Source organism: Paraburkholderia sp. RL17-380-BIE-A (genome assembly GCF_046028085.1).
Lineage (GTDB): Bacteria > Pseudomonadota > Gammaproteobacteria > Burkholderiales > Burkholderiaceae > Paraburkholderia.
In genome coordinates, this window is sequence record NZ_JARESQ010000013.1 from 202,204 (window position 1) to 218,345 (window position 16,142).

Below are 16,142 nucleotides of genomic sequence, written 5' to 3' on the forward strand. Positions count from 1 at the left end.
ATGATGAAATCAGTGAGGCTCATCGTGAGCAAAGATCGCCCTGACACCTACCTGAACGACCGTCTTGACTGGAATTTGCTGCGGACTTTTCTTGCGATCGCGAAAGAAGGCAGCGTGAGTCGCGCGGCGGCGAAACTCCATCTGACGCAGCCCGCGGTCAGCCAGGCGCTGCGCCGGCTGGAAGAGCAGTTGGGTCTGCGCCTCGTGGATCGCCACGGTCCGCGCATCGAGGTCACGCAGGCCGGCATCGAAGTGAAGCAGATTGCTGAAGACGTGTACGGGACGATTTCGCGCCTGTCACTCGCCGAGGTGGATCGCGATCACGATATCTCCGGCATGGTGCGCGTGAGTACCGTCAGCGGCATCGATTTTCCGGCCTACGATACGTTTCTCGCCGAGTTTCATCGCACGTATCCGCGTATCGAACTTGAAAGTCAGGAAATGCGCAGCGCCGACGTGGTGAACAGTCTCCAGCAGAAGTCCGCAACGCTCGGACTGACGCCACGGCGGGCGTTACCCAAACGGGTCGACAGCCGTGTGTTTCTGCGTCAACGGTATGCGCTTTTCTGCGGACGTCATCATCCGCTCTTTGGGCGTAACGATCTTCGGGTCGCTGATCTCGCCGGCGAAAAGTTTGTCTCCTTCACCGGCGACAAGGTGGGCGACCACCTGTCGCCGCTTACGTTCTTTCGTGACGAGATGGGCTTCACCGGGCGCGTGGTGGGTTCGTCGTCGAGCATGACCGAGGTGAGGCGCTTCATCTTCGCGGGCTTCGGCATAGGCTGCCTGCCGGAACATGTCGTACGCGACGACATTGCTCAAGGCCGCCTTCAGCGGCTGCCGCCGGATGAAGGCGTGGCCGACCTCGATATTTACATGTTGTGGTCACAGGACCGAAAGTTGAGCGCCGCCGAAGCCGCGTTTATCGATGCCCTGAATGTGTTCATCGACGGCCAGGAGGAAGGTGTTGGCCGCTAACGCCTCGCTCAGCAACCTCACTCAATATCCGCGCGCGATGTCGACCATGTTCTGCAGCGGTTCGCCGCAAATCAGCCTGCGTGCGTTGTGCGCCACTTGCGCGCCGATCGTCTCCGAGCTTGCCACCGAAGCCATGTGCGGCGTCACGATCAGATTGGGTGCGCGCCATAAATGATCTTCGGGGGGTAACGGTTCGGTCGGGAACACGTCGACGATCGCGCCGCCGATCTTCCCACTCTTCAGTGCCGCGATCAGGTCCGCGGGCACCAGATGTTCGCCTCGGCCGACGTGAATCAGCTTCGCGCCAGGCCGTAAGTGCTCGAACGTGTTTGCGTTGAGAATCCAGCGGGTTTCGTGTGTGAGCGGCAGGAGACACACGAGAATGTTCGTCCCCTGGAGAAATGGCTTGAATTCCTCGGCGCCGGCGAAGGTCGTCACGTTCGGCAATTCACGGGGCTTGCGCGCCCAGCCGCGCACCGCGAACCCGAAGCGCTGCAAATCCGTCGCGACGCGGCTGCCAATTTCTCCCAATCCCATGATGCCGACGGCGCATTCGGAAGCATCGCGCTGATCGTGGCGGAACCAGCGATCAAGACGCTGATTGGCGAGCACGCGGTCGAGTTGGCGATGAAAATGCAGCACTCCCCACGTGACGAATTCACTCATACCGCGCGCGTGTTGCGGATCGACGACCCGGCACAGCGGCACGGCGGGCAGGGCAGGGTCTGACAGGATGTTGTCGACGCCCGCGGCGATGCTATGAACGAGCCGCAGTTTCGGCAACTCCGCCAGCGCGCCGGCCGGCGGGTTCCAGCACACGGCTATTTCAGCATCGCCGGCGGACTGCTCGCCGTGCACCACGACATCCAATTCAGGGGCGGCGCGCAGAATCGGCTGCACGAGGTGTGACATGTCGTAGTCACGGCTCATTAGAACTAATTTGGTCATGGCATTGAAGCAGAAAACGGGCTTAGCTGCGGTAGTCGGATTGCGGGTCGTCGATCAACCGTAACGCCGCGCGCCATGCCAACTCCGAAATTTCCGCGGAGTCTTCGCGAGCGAACTGGCTCGCGGTCAACTCGCACACTCCCCGCGGTGGAATGCGCAACGCGCTGCCGCCGGCCAGCGCCTGGATTTGCGCCTGACAGGCCCGCTCGAGGAAATAGATCTCGTGGAACGCTTCGGCTGCCGTGGGGCCGGCCGCAAGCAACCCATGATTGCGCAAGATCATCGCCTTGCAGGAACCGAGGTCGCGCACCAGGCGCTCACGCTCGCCGAGTTCCAGCGCGATGCCTTCGTAATCGTGATAGGCGAGCTTGCCGTAGAACTTCAACGCATGCTGACTGATCGGCAGCAGCCCTTGCTCCTGAGCCGATACCGCTGTTCCCGCGGCGGTGTGCGTATGGATCACGAAATGCAGATCGTCGCGTGCCGCGTGGATGGCCGAATGAATCGTGAATCCCGCGGCGTTGACACGAAACAACGCCGGTTCGCTGTGAGCCCGCTCGTCGATGACGTTGCCGAGATGATCGATCTTCACGAGGTCCGACGCGCGCATTTCGTGAAACAGCACGCCATAGCGGTTGATCAGAAATGCCGGCGGCTGCCCCGGCAAGCCGGGCAGGCGCGCCGTGATGTGCGTGTCGATCATGTCGGTCATGCGGAAGTGCGCGGCCAGCCTGTAGAGCGCCGCCAGTTCCTCTCTTACCTGCTGTTCGGCAGCCGGCTGCGCCGGTTTTTCGCTCATGCGATCGGGGGTAGGGGTGGATTGCATTTCAGAAGTCTCCCGGGTTCTCACTTGCTGTAGTGGGCGTAGTGTTCGTTAGCGTGTCAGTGTCCGTCAACTTCATTGTTCTAATGCTGATCATTAGCGGCGTGAATACTTGATGAGATGAAGCATTGCAGGACCTCGTGAAGCGGCGCTTTGGCGTTGAGCCGAGCCAGAATCGAGGGTTCCGCGTGATCGGACGCCAGAGCCAGATCGATCACGGCGGCAAGCGCCGGTGCCTGGGTGAACAGCACGCCATTGTCGTCGGCCAGCACAATGTCGCCTGGGCGCACCACGACTTCGCCACACACCACCGGCTCGTTGAACTGACTCGACATGGTGTCGCGTTTTTTGGTCGTCAGCAATGACGTTCCGCGCGCGAATATTGGCAGCCGCGTGCTGCGTAGTTCGATGAGATCGGTCACCACGCCGTCGACAATGACGGCCTTCGCGCCGGCGTTGAGCGCGGCGCATGCCGTGACTGCTCCAACCGGCGCATGCGTATGATTGCCGCTCATATCGATCACCAGCACATCGCCGGGTTTGAGTTGCGACAGGGCGCGGTTCACGGGGATGGCGTCGGGAGATAGCAATTTGAGCGTCACCGCGCGCCCGATTACTTTCACGTTGCGGACCATCGCGCGCAGGCGATGGTCCGCGAAGCCATTCTCCAGGAAATGCCCGAGTGTCGGGAAGCTGACGGATTCGAGGCTGTGCAGTAACGATGAGTCTGGTGTGTCTTGCATCAGAGCGGCCTTTTCCGTATGCATATCAACCCTTCACGAAATGCTTGCGGTGGCGGCATTCGCGCGCGCCGCGGACGAGATATCGCGGCGGAGCGTCTCCGCGAGCAGCACGAGCGCGAGTGCCGAAACAGCAGCCGAGCCCATCATGTACCACGCCACCGACGAACCTCTGCCCGTAGCGGACAACAATGCGGTGGTGACAATCGGCGTAGCGGCGCTGCCGAGCAGCCCCGACAACATATAACTCACCGACAGGCCGGAGTAGCGAACTTCGGTGCCGAACAACTCCGCGAGGAAGGTGGCAATGGGTCCGTAGTTCGCGGCGAAGGCGGTCATCATCAGCAGATAACCGAGCAGCGCAAACGGAAACTCGCGCGTATCCAGCAGCCAGAAAAGCGGAAAAGCGAGCAGAGCCTCGGCGACAATGCCGCCGATGATCACCGGCTTGCGGCCCACGATGTCAGAGAGCTTGCCGAAGGCCGGCAGCAACACGATGCAAAGCGCGCAGGCAATCAGTGCAATGGAGAGCATCGCGTTGCGTGAGAATCCCAGCGTCTGCGTCCCATACGTTAGCCCGAACGCGACAATCAGGTTGAACGAGGTGCCCGTCGACATCGTCGCGATACCGCCGAGCAGAACCTGCTTCCAGTATCGGGTGAGGACCTCGGCGATCGGCAACTTGACCTGCGCGTCGGCTTCCTTGATCTTGCGGAACGACGGCGTTTCGGACGTGTTCAGACGGATGTAAAGCCCGACCCCCACGAGCAATGCGCTCGCAAGGAACGGAATGCGCCAGCCCCAGGAGAGCAGTGCGTCGTTTGAAAGTGTGGCATTGCAGACCAGAAACGCCAGATTGGCGATCAGGGTGCCGGCAGGCACGCCTATCTGCACCCACGAGCCGTACAGTCCACGCTTGCCTGCGGGGGCATGTTCCACCGCCATCAGCACGGCGCCGCCCCATTCGCCGCCGAGCGCGAGTCCCTGAATGACGCGCAAGGTGAGCAGCAGAATGGGCGCCCAGATGCCGATCGACGCATAGTTCGGCAGCAGGCCGATCGAGAACGTCGCGATGCCCATGATGATGAGCGACACCAGCAGCATCGCCTTGCGTCCGAGCCGGTCGCCGAAATGGCCGAAGAGGGCGGCCCCGGCAATGCGCGCGAGGTAGGCGGAGGCGAACGTGCCGAACGCCAGCAAGGTGCCGACTAACGGGACAAAGCCGGGAAAGAACACCTTGTTGAAGACGAGTGCCGAGGCGGTGGCGAAGACGAACAGGTCATACCATTCCACGGTCGTGCCGATCACACTCGCCACCGCGATCTTTTTCATGTTGGCCGGGGCGCCGTCTGATGGGGGTGGTGTGTCCGCGGGGCGATAGGACGTCATGGGTTTCTCCTTGAGGCACAGCAGTTTCAGTGGATGAACGCAGCGATTGCGCGCATGGCCTGGTGCCTTTATCGGAAACCAAAAAGAATAAGTAAAAGTCTGTTTTCTAATCCTTTGTATTAATGGAGCGAATGATCGCGGATGCAAATCAGGAGGTGCATGCGCGCGGCTGTTGGCGGGAAACGCCTGGAACAGCAGGCTTGGGCATGGCGCGCCGTGCGTGCCGCGATCACGCTTTGTGTGTCGACAAGAGAATGCTGGTTTCCGTGCTGGCAATGCCGTCGATCAAACGGATCGTGCCGAGTACGCGATCAAAATTCTCCAGCGAGTCCGCCAGCAGTTCCGCAATGAGGTCCCAACGCCCGTTGGTGCTGTGAATCGTGGCGACGTTTGGATGACCACGCAACACCTTCACGACCTCTGCCGCCCGATTGCCCTGCACGGCAATCGACATCAGCCCGCAAATCCGGTGCTTTTCCACGGCCGGCTTCAACTTCACCGTATAGCCGACGATCACGCCGTTCTTTTCCAGCCGGGTCAACCGGTTCTGAACCGTTGCCCGTGCCACCCGCAACTGTTGTGCGAGTGTGACGACTGGCGTGCGCGCGTTGTCGCGCAACAGCGCGATGAGCTGATGGTCCACGTCGTCAAGGCTGATCATGTAATTCGCTTCCTTTGCATGACGCTGAAACGGGCGCTTTGCCGTTCGTTGACGGCAATGGTTGCGTCAGATAAACAAATTGCCATTCAGCATGGGCAAATTGCTCATTTAGGCAGCTATTTTGTCATAAGTGGACACTTTTTGTTGGCCTGGGTTGCGGAAATAATGGCTTATCAGGCGGCTCGCGGAGCCGCGCCCAACCCAGGGGACAAACCCCATGACCCGCTTCCTCGATGTGCCTGCTACCAGCAGACTGATCGCTTCATTAGGTGTCCCACGGTTCCTGAGTGAACTCGTCGACACGTTGCATGCCGACTACGTTCGATGGAACGACTTCGACAAGTCGCCGCGCGTGGCCTGCCATTCGCGGGAGGGCGTGATCGAGTTAATGCCCGTTGCGGATTCACGGTTGTTCGCGTTCAAGTACGTCAATGGCCATCCGGTCAACGCAGAGCGAGGCATCCATACCGTGATGGCGTTCGGTGCGCTGGCCGACGTCGACACGGGCTATCCGCTTCTCCTTGCGGAATTGACGCTCACCACCGCACTGCGCACGGCCGCCACGTCGGTACTTGCGGCAAAGGCACTCGCGCGGCCGGAATCCAGAACAATGGCGCTCATCGGCAATGGCGCACAGAGCGAGTTTCAGGCAATCGCATTCCACACGCTAATGGGCATCGAGGAGATCAGACTGTTCGACCTCGACGAGCGTGCGACGGACAAGCTCGTACGCAACCTGTCTGCATTTCCGGCGCTGCGTACCGTGCGGGCTGCGTCCACCGCTGAAGCTGTGCGCGGCGCGGATATCGTCACGACAGTGACAGCCGACAAAGCTTACGCGACCATCCTGACGCCCGACATGATCACTCCCGGTATGCATTTGAATGCTGTCGGCGGCGATTGTCCGGGCAAGACGGAGTTGCATGCCGACGTGTTGCGCATGGGGCGTGTGTTTGTCGAATACGAACCGCAGACTCGAATCGAAGGCGACATCCAGCAACTGCCCGCCGACTTCCCCGTCACGGAACTGTGGCGCGTCCTGCGAGGCGAAGCAGCCGGGCGCGATAGTGCTACGCAAGTCACGGTGTTCGATTCAGTGGGTTTCGCGCTCGAAGACTATTCGGCGCTTCGTTACCTCGACGGGCTCGCGCGTCAGCACAATGCGGGCGTCGAAATCTCGCTGATCCCGCCTGCCACTGATCCGAAGAATCTGTTCGCGCTAATCGGCGCGTCTCAGGAAAAAGCGTCGGAGCCAGCACTCGGGGCGGCCGACGTCCTCGCATTCGCCCGCTGAATCTAACGTAGCCCGTCGTCGTTCCCACTGTCTTTCGTCCCTCGCAATCCATGACACTTCTGTCGATTCAAGCGCCGGCCTCGGTCGTGATGATCCGCCCGCATCGTTTTCTTCCGAACCCCGAGACCGCCGCCGACAACGCTTTTCAGCGCAGCGCGCCGTGTGGCGGCGAAGGCACGGCACAGTCGTTGGCTGCCGCGGCACACGCGGAAGTCACCGAAGCCGCGCGTGTGCTGAGTGCTGCGGGCGTGTGCGTCCATCTGTTCGACGATCATGGAGAGCGGGGCACGCCGGACTCCGTCTTCCCCAATAACTGGTTTTCGACCCATCCCGGCGGTCATGTTGCGCTGTATCCAATGCATAACGTCAACCGCCGGCGCGAGCGCCGGGCCGACGTGATCGAGATGCTCAAGAGCGAATATCGCGTTCAGGACGTGATCGATTATTCCGGGCTGGAGCACGACGACGTCTTTCTCGAGGGCACGGGCGCGATGGTGCTCGATCACATCGCTCGTATCGCCTATACGGCGCGCTCACGCCGAGCGGATCCTGTTGCGCTGGAACGGTTCTGTACGCATTTCAACTTTGAACCGATATGCTTTGACACAGCCGATGCCGATGGTCACCCGGTCTATCACACTAACGTCATGATGAGCGTCGCCACCGAGTTCGCGCTGGTCGGCATGAATCTGATCGTCGACCCGAAGCGCCGCGACGATATTCACCGGCGTCTCACGGAGACCGGTCGCACGGTGATCGCATTGGAGAATGCACAGATCGCGAGCTTCGCCGGCAACGCACTCGAACTGTCGGGCCGGGATGGACGGGTGCTCGCGCTCTCCAGGCGCGCTTTCGAGTGCCTCACGCACCAGCAGCGCGAGCTGATCGAGCGCTCCGCGCAGTTGCTTCCGCTGGAGGTGCCGACCATCGAAATGGCAGGCGGGTCCGTGCGATGCATGCTCGCGGGCGTCCATCTCGCGAGGCGCTGAGCCTATCCATGTTATCGAGAGCGACGCACTCGTAGAAGTGCCTTCGGACTATCCGGCATTCCTCTGCAAACGGCGCTCTGCTGAATGTGCCGACCGCTGCGATTTTGTGATGCGTTTTTTGGGGCAACATGGGCGTGCTTGTGGACTACGACGCCAGCGCAACATCGGCAGTGTCGGCCTCCATCCATATCAGCGGTCGGGTACGGCGCGCTGCCATTGCGGCCTCACTCCGGCAGCGACACACCATGAATATGCCGATCGATCCGCTGCGCCTGCTCGTAGACCGCGTGCATCAACAGTGCGGTGTTGCGCGATGGGGGAGAGAACTTCGAATAGACAAACGTCGAGACGAGTTCGAGTTCCTCGACCAGCGGGCGGATGATCAAACCCTGTGCCTCCGCGGCGAACTCGTCGACAATGGCGAGCCCGAGACCGCCCTTGACGAGCGCCAGCGCCTGATCGGCACGCGTGACGTCCACCACGGATTCCAGTTCCACATTGGCTTGCTGGCACGCGCGCGCGATCATCGTGCCGAACGGAATGTCGCGCCGAAACAGAACCATGGGTTCGCCGATCAACTCGCTGGGTGCAATGGGTTCGGCTGCGGCGAGGCGGTGACCGGGCGGCACCACGCAGACCATCCTGCCACGCATGAACGGCACCACGTCGAGATGTTCATGTTCGATCGGCATTGACGTGATGGCTACGTCGACGGCCTTGCTCAGGACTTCGAGCGGCATGTCGGCCATCAGCGTGGTGTGCCAGTCCACGCTCAGCGCCGGCAACTGCCGCTTCAACTCGACGATCGCGGGCGCGACGATCGAGGTCGCCAACGACGGACTGCACGACACCCGCAACAGGCTCGCCGGCCCGAGCGCCAACGCCCGCGCGAATTCGTCGACGCTTAGCGCCGCCTGATAGACCTGCTCCACTTCCCTGAATAGCGCCTGCGCTTCCGCCGTCGGGATGAGCCGCCCCTTGGTGCGTTCGAAGAGGCGCAGTCCCAGCGTGGTTTCCGTGTGGGAAACCAGTTTGCTGACCGCGGGCTGGGACACGTAGAGCATCTTCGCCGCCGCGTTGATCGACCCGGTCAGCATGACCGCGCGAAACACTTCCATTTGCCTCAGCTTGAACCGCATGGATCCTCCAGAACGCGTATCCGGAGATCTTAACCAAAAGTTATAGGGTAGCTGAAACTCGGCATACGACAAGCGCGCGTCACCTATCTAGTATCTGCTCAACGGGAGCCCGACTTCCGCATCGCGTAACGCGCTCCGGTTGGACCGGCAACGCGCGCCGCGCCAGAAAGCAGACAGGATGGAGACACCATGAACCACGCAACTCAGTCAGGCGCCGCGACAATCGACGTCGCCACGACCGCGCGGCGAACCCGCGCCCGCTTCGGCATCCTCGCGCTGCTGGCGGTCGGCACGATGATCAACTATCTGGATCGCAGCGTCGCCGGCATTGCCGCGCCGAGCATGAGTCACGAACTCGGCCTCAATCCGGCCTTGATGGGCGTGATCTTTTCAGCGTTTTCGTGGACCTATACCGCATCCCAGATTCCCGGCGGCGTGATGCTGGACCGCGTCGGCACCCGCTGGACCTATTTCTTCGCGCTCACGCTCTGGTCGCTGTTCACGGGTTTGCAGGGTCTGGCGACCGGCTTTGTGTCGCTGTTGATCATGCGTCTTCTGATCGGCATTGCCGAAGCGCCGTGTTTTCCGACCAATAGCCGCGTCGTGGCGATCTGGTTTCCGCAGAGCGAGCGCGCTAGAGCGACCGGCATCTATACGTTCGCGGAATACGTGGGGCTGGCGTTCCTGAGTCCGTTGCTGTTCTGGCTGGAACAACGCTATGGATGGCGCGCGCTGTTCGGTATCGTCGGCACGGTCGGGGTGCTGTTCGGCGGCGTGTGGTTAATGCGCTTTCATGAGCCTCACCAGTCGAAGAGCGCGAATCGGGCCGAGCTCGACTATATCGCGCAGGGCGGTGGCGTGGTCGACGGCAGCCAGAAGGCCACGAACTTCCGCTGGTCCGATATCGGCGCGCTGCTCAAGCGGCGCAGCATGTTTGGCATCTGCATCGGTCAGTTCGCCTGCAACTCGACCAACGTGTTCTTTCTGACGTGGTTCCCGACTTACCTCGTGACCGAGCGTCATATGCCGTGGCTCAAGGTTGGGCTGATCGCGGTGCTGCCTTTCATCGCCGCATCGGTGGGAACGCTTGCGGGCGGCTGGATTTCCGACGCCATGCTGCGCCGTGGCATCTCGTTGAACTGGTCGCGCAAGCTGCCGGTCATCGCCGGTCTGCTGGCGGCGTCGAGCATTGTCCTCGCCAACTATGTCGAATCGACCGCCATGGTCATCGCGATTCTGTGTGTCGCCTACTTCGCTCAAGGCATGTCGGCGCTCGCCTGGATGATCGTCTCGGACATCGCGCCTAAAGGATTGCTGGGTCTGAGCGGCGGCATCTTCAATCTGTTCGCCAACGCGGCGGGCATCGTCACGCCGCTCGTGATCGGCCTGATCGTCAACGCGACGGGGTCGTTCGTCTACGCGCTCGCCTTCATTTCGACCGTCACGCTGGTTGGCGCGCTGTCGTACATCTTCGTGGTCGGCGATATCAAGCGCATCGAATTCAAGAACATCATCTCTTAACGAAAGGAAGTAACCGGATATGACTCGCTCTCTCGACGGAAAAGTGGCCATCGTCACGGGCGCCGCGCGTGGCATTGGCCTCGGTATCGCGCAAAAGCTGAAAGCGGATGGCGCGCGCGTGGCGCTATGGGACCTCGATGTGAGCGACTGCAACCCGCAACGGCTCGGCTTCACACCGGACCATTTGCAGCAGGTGGATGTCGCCTCGATCGGCTCGGTCGAGCAGGCATTCGCGGCCACGCTCGACGCTTTGAGACAGGTCGATATTCTCGTGAATAACGCGGGAATCAACGGGCCGGTCGCGCCGTGCTGGGAATATCCCGTGGATGCGTGGGAACGTGTGATCGCCGTGGATCTGAACAGCGTGTTTTACTGTTGCCGTGCCGCCATTCCGCATATGCGCGCACGCGGCGGCGGCCGCATTGTCAACGTGGCGTCGATCGCGGGTAAGGAGGGGGTACAGTTCATCTCCGGGTACTCGGCGGCGAAAGCGGGTGTCATCGCATTCACCAAAGCAGCAGCGAAGGAACTGGCGAAGGACAACGTGCTGATCAACTGCGTCGCGCCGGCAATGGTCGAAACCGAGCTGTTCAAAGAGATGTCCGACGCGCATATCGAGGCGAGCAAAGCCAAGATTCCGATGGGCCGCTTTCTGCAGATCGAAGAGGTCGGCGCGATGGTCAGCTGGATCGCCAGTCCCGAATGCAGCTTCACGAGCGGCTTTACTTTCGATCTGACTGGCGGGAGGGCGACATATTGAACGCTTCCACATTAGCGCCAAAGCTTGCGGTGGCGCATCTCACGGCGCTGGAGCTGGCTCCGGTGGAGTGGGTCGTGCAAGCGCGGCGCGCGGGCTTCGACGCGGTGGGGCTCAGGTCCAACCCCACGTCGCCAGGTGCGATCGCCTATCCGTCCGTGGTGGGTAGCGAAGCGCATCGCGCACTCAAACGCGTTCTCGCCGACGAAGGCATGACAGTGCAGGACGTGGAGTTCATTCCGGTGTTGCCCGAGATCGACGTGGCGTCCTATGCGCCCATGTTCGATGCAGCCGCCGATCTGGGCGCTGCATGCGTGACGATTTCCGGCGACGACCCCGACGCAGCGCGGCTGGCCGCCAACGTCGCGGCCTTGTGCGAACTTGCCGCGCGATATGGTTTGCGCGTCGATCTTGAGTTCATGCGCTGGCGCCACGTCGGCACGCTGGGTGAGGCACGCTCGATTGTCGAGCGCGCGGGCAGTGCAAATCTCGCGATTCTCGTCGATGCGTTGCATCTCGCGCGCTCGGGCGGCAGTGCGGCGGACATCCGGGCACTGCCGCCGGGAATGCTGCAAGCGGTACAGCTTTGCGACGCGTCGCACGACGATCCCGTCGGTGACGAAGCGACGATTCTCGAGGCACGCACTGGCCGCTTGCCTCCCGGTCAGGGTGCATTGCCGCTCGACGATCTGCTGGACGCGCTGCCTGTCGGCACGGCCGTGAGTGTGGAAATGCCGATGCCGTCGCTGCCCGTGAAAGAACGGCTCGACCTCGCCTATCGAAGCACGTACGCTCTGTTCGAGACGGCACGCCGCCGCCGCGGATCTCTCGGAGAGTCCCTCCAATGACAATTTTCGACGAAGAGAAGATCGACTGTCACAACCATGTCTTCGATCCCGCACGCTTTCCCTATCGCGCCGACACCGCGTACCGGCCGTCGATGCAGGAAATCGGCACCGCTGCGCAGTTTGCCCGCGTGATGGATGCGTGCGGCGTGCAGCATGCGTTGCTAGTCGGGCCGACGAGCGGCTACCGCACGGACAATCGCTGCATGCTCGACGCCATTGCGCAGCATGGACATCGCTTCAAAGGCATTGCCGTGGTGGACCGAGATGTGAGCCGGCAAGCGCTGCAGGAAATGAAGGCTGCGGGCGTGGTCGGCGTCGCCTTTAATCCGGCAATGGAAGGTGTCGAAGCGATGAAGCATGCCGAGCCACTTTTCGGCATGCTGGCCGACCTCGATATGTTCGCGCAGATTCAGGTGACGGGTGATCAACTGGTCGCACTCGAGCCGCTGATCGCGCGAACCGCGACGCGGTTGCTCATCGACCATTGCGGTCGACCCGAGCCGGCGGCCGGTATCAACCAGCCAGGTTTTCAGTCGCTGCTGCGTCTTGCCGATACCGATCGCACCGTCGTCAAGATTTCCGGTCTGCAGAAGTTTTCGCAGCTGGACTATCCGTACGAAGATGCGCAGTTTTTCGCGCGGCAACTTCTTCGCACCTTCGGACCGGATCGTTGCGTCTGGGGTTCGGACTGGCCGTTCCTGCGCTCGCCGGTGCGGATGGATTATGCCCCGCTGCTGACGCTGCTTCAGCGCCTGATTCCCGATGCCGACGCGCGCCGCCGCGTCTTGTGGACGACGCCTCGCAGCCTGTTCGGCTTTTAGCCAGACCTGTGAAATGCGCTGAATGGCTCGCGACGCAAAAAAGCCGGCGTGACACCACGCCGGCTTTTGACATTGCAAGAATAGGCGCGTGACCTGCTAGCGGTTCTGCGCCACACCGATTGCCGATTGTGCGCCGAGACTGCTGCGGGCTTTCTTGACATCGTCGGCGGAGACCGGCGCCGACGCGTTGCCCCAGCTATTGCGCACATACGTCGAGATCGCTGCGATATCGCCGTCCGTCAGCTTCCAGCTGAAGTTCGGCATGGCCGCGCCGGTCGGATTGCTTTGCGTCACAGCGCCGCGGCTGCCGATCAGGATCGTGCGCAGCATATTGGTCGGATCGGGTGCCTGTACACCCGCGCTATCCGCGAGCGACGACACCATGCCCGTCACGCCTTGCCCTGACGAACGGTGGCACGCGGCGCAGTTCGCCATGAACAGCGAGTGGCCGAGCGTCATGGTGGAGTCGTTTGCCGCAAGCGCTGCCGCTGGCTTGCGATCGGATCCCGGCAAGCTCTTCAGGTACACGCCCATTGCATGAAGGTCTGAAGTGCTCAGGTGTTGCAGCGAATTCGTCACCGCTTCGGCCATCGGGCCCGACGCGACACTGCGATTGTTGCCACCTGTATGCAGGTATTCGACGATGTCATCCGTCGACCACTTGCCGAGCCCCGTGTACGCATTGCCCGTAATTTCAGGTGCGTGCCAGCCCTGCAGCGAGCCGCCTTGCAACGCGGCCTCGTCGCCGCCGAGGAAGTTCTTCGCGGTGTGACAGGACGCGCAATGACCGAGCCCTTCGACCAGATAGGCGCCACGATTCCATTCCACCGACTGCCTGTCGTCATTCCTGAACGGCGTCTTGTCGAAGAACAGCAGATTCCAGCCGAACATCAGCATGCGGATGTTGAACGGGAAGGGCAATTGATTCGCGTCGACCCTGTTGTTCACAGGCGGGACGGTATCCAGATACGCCTTGATATCGCGCAGATCCTGATCGCTGACCTTCGCATAGGCCGTATAAGGCATCGCCGGGTACAGGAATTCGCCGTGCTTGCCGCGTCCTTCCTTGACGGCGCGAATGAACTCCGCGTCGCTCCAGGTGCCGATGCCGGTATCCTTGTCGGGCGTGATATTGCTCGCGACGATCTTGCCGAACGGCGTTTCCAGCGGCAGGCCGCCTGCGAAGGGCTTACCGCCCTCGGCCGTGTGACAGGCGATACAGTCGCCGGCGCGCGCCAGGTACAGGCCGCGCTTGACGGCGTCCGAATCGGCGGAAGAAAGTGGCGCGGCCTTCGGCGAAGGCGCGTTCAACGCGCTTTGGCTGTCGGCGTTGCTCTGCGCGTTGGGGTTGTTCTGCGCGTGCGCATCGCCCGCATGATCCCACGCGACGAAAGCCGCGGCGGCGAGCACCACCGCGCTGAATGAACCGATGAATGTCTTGGCGCGCACGTTCAGATCCTCACCAGCGGGCCGGGCGATTTCAGATACTGCGACTTGATCGCTTCCGCGGCCCACAGCGTGGTGGCGCCGACGGTGCCGGTCGGATTGTAGCCGCCGTTGTTGGCAAACGCGGACGCGCCCACCACGAAGGTGTTATGCACGTCCCAGCTTTGCAGGTAGCGATTGAGTGCGCTGGTCTTCGGATCGTCGCCGATGATCGCGCCGCCGGTCGTATGCGAGGACAGATTGTCCATCGGCGAGAACGGCCTGGTGGTCGGCTCGCTGCGCACAACGGTTTTCGCGCCCATTGCATGGCCGAGTTCTTCGGACTTGTCGGCCATGAACTTCGCCGAGCGCTTGTCGTTTTCGATCCAGTCGAACGTCACGCGCAAAAGCGGTCGACCGAAACGGTCCTTGTACTCCGGGTCGAGATCGAGATACACGTCGCGATGCGGATAGCTGTTGCCCATTACGTAGATCGAGTTGTAGTTCTGGTAAGCGTGCTGATACGCCTTCTTCCACTCGCTGCCCCAACGCGGCGTGCCGGGCGGCACGCCATTGCTCAAACCGATCGGCCGCCCGTTGGTCGAGTGCACGAGCGCCACGCCGCCGCCGATGAAATCGTGGTTGCTGTGGTCGAAGTTGTCGCTGTTGAAGTCGTCGATCGCCTGCGCGAGTGCGCCCGCGCCGATGAACGGATTGAGCCGCTCGTTTTCGAAGAAAATCGACGCGCCCGAGATGGTCTGATACGCGTAGTTGCGTCCGACCACGCCTTCGCCGGTTTCGCGGTTATATGGCTTGCCGATGCCCGACAGGAGCATCAGGCGCACGTTGTCCATCTGGTAGGCCGAGATCACGACGATGTCGGCGGGCTGCTCCCACTCGTTGTTGTCGTGGTCGACGAAGGTGACACCGGTCGCCGTTTTCCTGTCTTCGGCGAGGTTCACGCGCAGCACTTCGGATTCGGTGATCACGCTGAAATTCTTGCGCTGCATGAGCGCGGGCATGATGCACGCCTGCGGGCTGCTCTTGGACCAGTTGCCGCAACCGAAGAACTCGCAGTAGCCGCAATACGTGCAGGGCGCCATATGGACGCCCAGCGGATTCACATACGCGCCTGAGGTATTGCCGGCAGGAACCGGAAACGGGTGATAGCCGAGCTCGCGCGCAGCTTTATCGAAGATCGTTGCGACCCGTGTGCGTTCGAGCGGCGGCAACGGATAGTCGCGATTGCGCGGACCTTCGAACGGGTTGCCGCCTTCCTGGATTTTGCCCTGAATGTTGCCCGCACGGCCCGAAGTGCCGGCGAGGCGCTCGAACTTGTCGTAGAACGGTTCGAGGTCGGCGTACGTCACGCCCCAATCCTGCACCTGCATGCCTTCGAGGAATTTGCTCTTGCCGTAACGCTCGACCGTGTTCGTATAGGTCTGGAAGTCGTTCGGCAGGAAGCGCCACGTCATGCCATTCCAGTGCGTACCGGCACCGCCCACGCCGATACCGAACTGGTAGGTGTTCCAGTCGCGCAGCGGCAGCGCGTTCTGATCCGACGTGTTGCGAAACGTCAGCGTTTCGACGGCGGGCGGCTGCATGAGCGCGCGGCGCGTGGCGAAGCGCAGTTCGTCGGTGTCGACCGTGGTGGGGAAATCGCTGCTGGTATCGCGCCATGCGCCGCGTTCGATCGCGACCACGTTCAGACCTGCCTGGGTCAATTCGTTCGCCATGAGCGAACCGGCCCAGCCGAGACCGACGATTACGGCGTCGGCCTTAGCACGTTTGAGTGCCATGTAATTCTCC

15 protein-coding genes are annotated in these 16,142 nt (G+C 61.7%); 7 read left to right on the plus strand and 8 right to left on the minus strand.

The window, feature by feature from the left end; translation table 11 throughout:
* Window positions 1-24: 24 nt before the first annotated feature.
* Window positions 25-978: a LysR family transcriptional regulator gene (locus P0D68_RS22790; protein ID WP_286162111.1), complete on the plus strand. Its 954-nt coding sequence runs from the start codon at window positions 25-27 to the stop codon at window positions 976-978.
* A 21-nt stretch (window positions 979-999) separates the two neighbouring features.
* Here P0D68_RS22790 and P0D68_RS22795 read toward each other — a convergent pair whose 3' ends face one another.
* The 5 genes from P0D68_RS22795 to P0D68_RS22815 form a co-directional block, all read right to left on the minus strand.
* Window positions 1,000-1,926, minus strand: coding sequence for a 2-hydroxyacid dehydrogenase (locus P0D68_RS22795; protein WP_408302309.1), 927 nt, complete (start codon window positions 1,924-1,926; stop codon window positions 1,000-1,002).
* A gap of 22 nt (window positions 1,927-1,948) precedes the next feature.
* A complete protein-coding gene (locus P0D68_RS22800; RefSeq protein WP_408302402.1) occupies window positions 1,949-2,725 on the minus strand; it encodes a class II aldolase/adducin family protein in 777 nt (258 codons plus the stop codon).
* A 107-nt stretch (window positions 2,726-2,832) separates the two neighbouring features.
* A complete protein-coding gene (locus tag P0D68_RS22805) occupies window positions 2,833-3,492 on the minus strand; it encodes an RraA family protein (RefSeq protein WP_408186448.1) in 660 nt (219 codons plus the stop codon).
* Between the two features lie 33 nt (window positions 3,493-3,525).
* Window positions 3,526-4,878, minus strand: coding sequence for an MFS transporter (locus P0D68_RS22810; RefSeq protein ID WP_091803814.1), 1,353 nt, complete (start codon window positions 4,876-4,878; stop codon window positions 3,526-3,528).
* A 229-nt stretch (window positions 4,879-5,107) separates the two neighbouring features.
* On the minus strand, window positions 5,108-5,539 hold the full coding sequence (locus P0D68_RS22815) for an Lrp/AsnC family transcriptional regulator (protein ID WP_408302306.1): 432 nt from the start codon (window positions 5,537-5,539) through the stop codon (window positions 5,108-5,110).
* A 217-nt stretch (window positions 5,540-5,756) separates the two neighbouring features.
* On the opposite strand from P0D68_RS22815, the gene ocd reads away from it, so the two are divergent.
* Window positions 5,757-6,833: an ornithine cyclodeaminase gene (gene ocd / locus P0D68_RS22820; protein ID WP_408302304.1), complete on the plus strand. Its 1,077-nt coding sequence runs from the start codon at window positions 5,757-5,759 to the stop codon at window positions 6,831-6,833.
* Between the two features lie 50 nt (window positions 6,834-6,883).
* Complete coding sequence (ctlX, locus tag P0D68_RS22825; protein ID WP_408302302.1) at window positions 6,884-7,822, plus strand: citrulline utilization hydrolase CtlX; 939 nt, start codon at window positions 6,884-6,886, stop codon at window positions 7,820-7,822.
* A gap of 224 nt (window positions 7,823-8,046) precedes the next feature.
* On the opposite strand, the gene P0D68_RS22830 is transcribed toward ctlX, so the two are convergent.
* Complete coding sequence (locus P0D68_RS22830) at window positions 8,047-8,961, minus strand: LysR family transcriptional regulator (RefSeq protein ID WP_408302300.1); 915 nt, start codon at window positions 8,959-8,961, stop codon at window positions 8,047-8,049.
* A 189-nt stretch (window positions 8,962-9,150) separates the two neighbouring features.
* On the opposite strand from P0D68_RS22830, the gene P0D68_RS22835 reads away from it, so the two are divergent.
* The 4 genes from P0D68_RS22835 to P0D68_RS22850 are packed head-to-tail and all read left to right on the plus strand — an operon-like array spanning window position 9,151 to window position 12,908.
* Window positions 9,151-10,482, plus strand: a complete 1,332-nt coding sequence (locus P0D68_RS22835; protein WP_408302298.1) for an MFS transporter — start codon at window positions 9,151-9,153, stop codon at window positions 10,480-10,482.
* Between the two features lie 19 nt (window positions 10,483-10,501).
* On the plus strand, window positions 10,502-11,242 hold the full coding sequence (locus P0D68_RS22840) for an SDR family NAD(P)-dependent oxidoreductase (RefSeq protein ID WP_408302296.1): 741 nt from the start codon (window positions 10,502-10,504) through the stop codon (window positions 11,240-11,242).
* Window positions 11,239-12,087 (plus strand): sugar phosphate isomerase/epimerase family protein, encoded by an 849-nt coding sequence (locus tag P0D68_RS22845; RefSeq protein WP_408302294.1) that lies wholly within the window; start codon window positions 11,239-11,241, stop codon window positions 12,085-12,087. Before P0D68_RS22840 ends, P0D68_RS22845 begins: the two co-directional genes overlap by 4 nt.
* The gene (locus tag P0D68_RS22850; protein ID WP_408302292.1) at window positions 12,084-12,908 is read left to right on the plus strand and encodes an amidohydrolase family protein; all 825 of its coding nucleotides are present in this window, start codon (window positions 12,084-12,086) and stop codon (window positions 12,906-12,908) included. The genes P0D68_RS22845 and P0D68_RS22850 overlap by 4 nt, the downstream gene beginning before the upstream one ends.
* A 96-nt stretch (window positions 12,909-13,004) precedes the next feature.
* On the opposite strand, the gene P0D68_RS22855 is transcribed toward P0D68_RS22850, so the two are convergent.
* Window positions 13,005-14,357, minus strand: a complete 1,353-nt coding sequence (locus P0D68_RS22855; protein ID WP_408302290.1) for a c-type cytochrome — start codon at window positions 14,355-14,357, stop codon at window positions 13,005-13,007.
* Between the two features lie 2 nt (window positions 14,358-14,359).
* On the minus strand, window positions 14,360-16,132 hold the full coding sequence (locus P0D68_RS22860; protein ID WP_408302288.1) for a GMC family oxidoreductase: 1,773 nt from the start codon (window positions 16,130-16,132) through the stop codon (window positions 14,360-14,362).
* Between the last annotated feature and the right edge of the window lie 10 nt (window positions 16,133-16,142).

Bases quoted from the DNA above. Each gene is read 5' to 3' on its own strand.
- ctlX (WP_408302302.1), top strand. From the start codon at position 6,884: ATGACACTTCTGTCGATTCAAGCGCCGGCCTCGGTCGTGATGATCCGC.
- P0D68_RS22860 (WP_408302288.1), bottom strand. From the start codon at position 16,132: ATGGCACTCAAACGTGCTAAGGCCGACGCCGTAATCGTCGGTCTCGGC.
- P0D68_RS22810 (WP_091803814.1), bottom strand. From the start codon at position 4,878: ATGACGTCCTATCGCCCCGCGGACACACCACCCCCATCAGACGGCGCC.
- P0D68_RS22840 (WP_408302296.1), top strand. From the start codon at position 10,502: ATGACTCGCTCTCTCGACGGAAAAGTGGCCATCGTCACGGGCGCCGCG.
- P0D68_RS22835 (WP_408302298.1), top strand. From the start codon at position 9,151: ATGAACCACGCAACTCAGTCAGGCGCCGCGACAATCGACGTCGCCACG.
- P0D68_RS22805 (WP_408186448.1), bottom strand. From the start codon at position 3,492: ATGCAAGACACACCAGACTCATCGTTACTGCACAGCCTCGAATCCGTC.
- P0D68_RS22800 (WP_408302402.1), bottom strand. From the start codon at position 2,725: ATGAGCGAAAAACCGGCGCAGCCGGCTGCCGAACAGCAGGTAAGAGAG.
- P0D68_RS22795 (WP_408302309.1), bottom strand. From the start codon at position 1,926: ATGACCAAATTAGTTCTAATGAGCCGTGACTACGACATGTCACACCTC.
- P0D68_RS22815 (WP_408302306.1), bottom strand. From the start codon at position 5,539: ATGATCAGCCTTGACGACGTGGACCATCAGCTCATCGCGCTGTTGCGC.
- ocd (WP_408302304.1), top strand. From the start codon at position 5,757: ATGACCCGCTTCCTCGATGTGCCTGCTACCAGCAGACTGATCGCTTCA.
- P0D68_RS22830 (WP_408302300.1), bottom strand. From the start codon at position 8,961: ATGCGGTTCAAGCTGAGGCAAATGGAAGTGTTTCGCGCGGTCATGCTG.
- P0D68_RS22850 (WP_408302292.1), top strand. From the start codon at position 12,084: ATGACAATTTTCGACGAAGAGAAGATCGACTGTCACAACCATGTCTTC.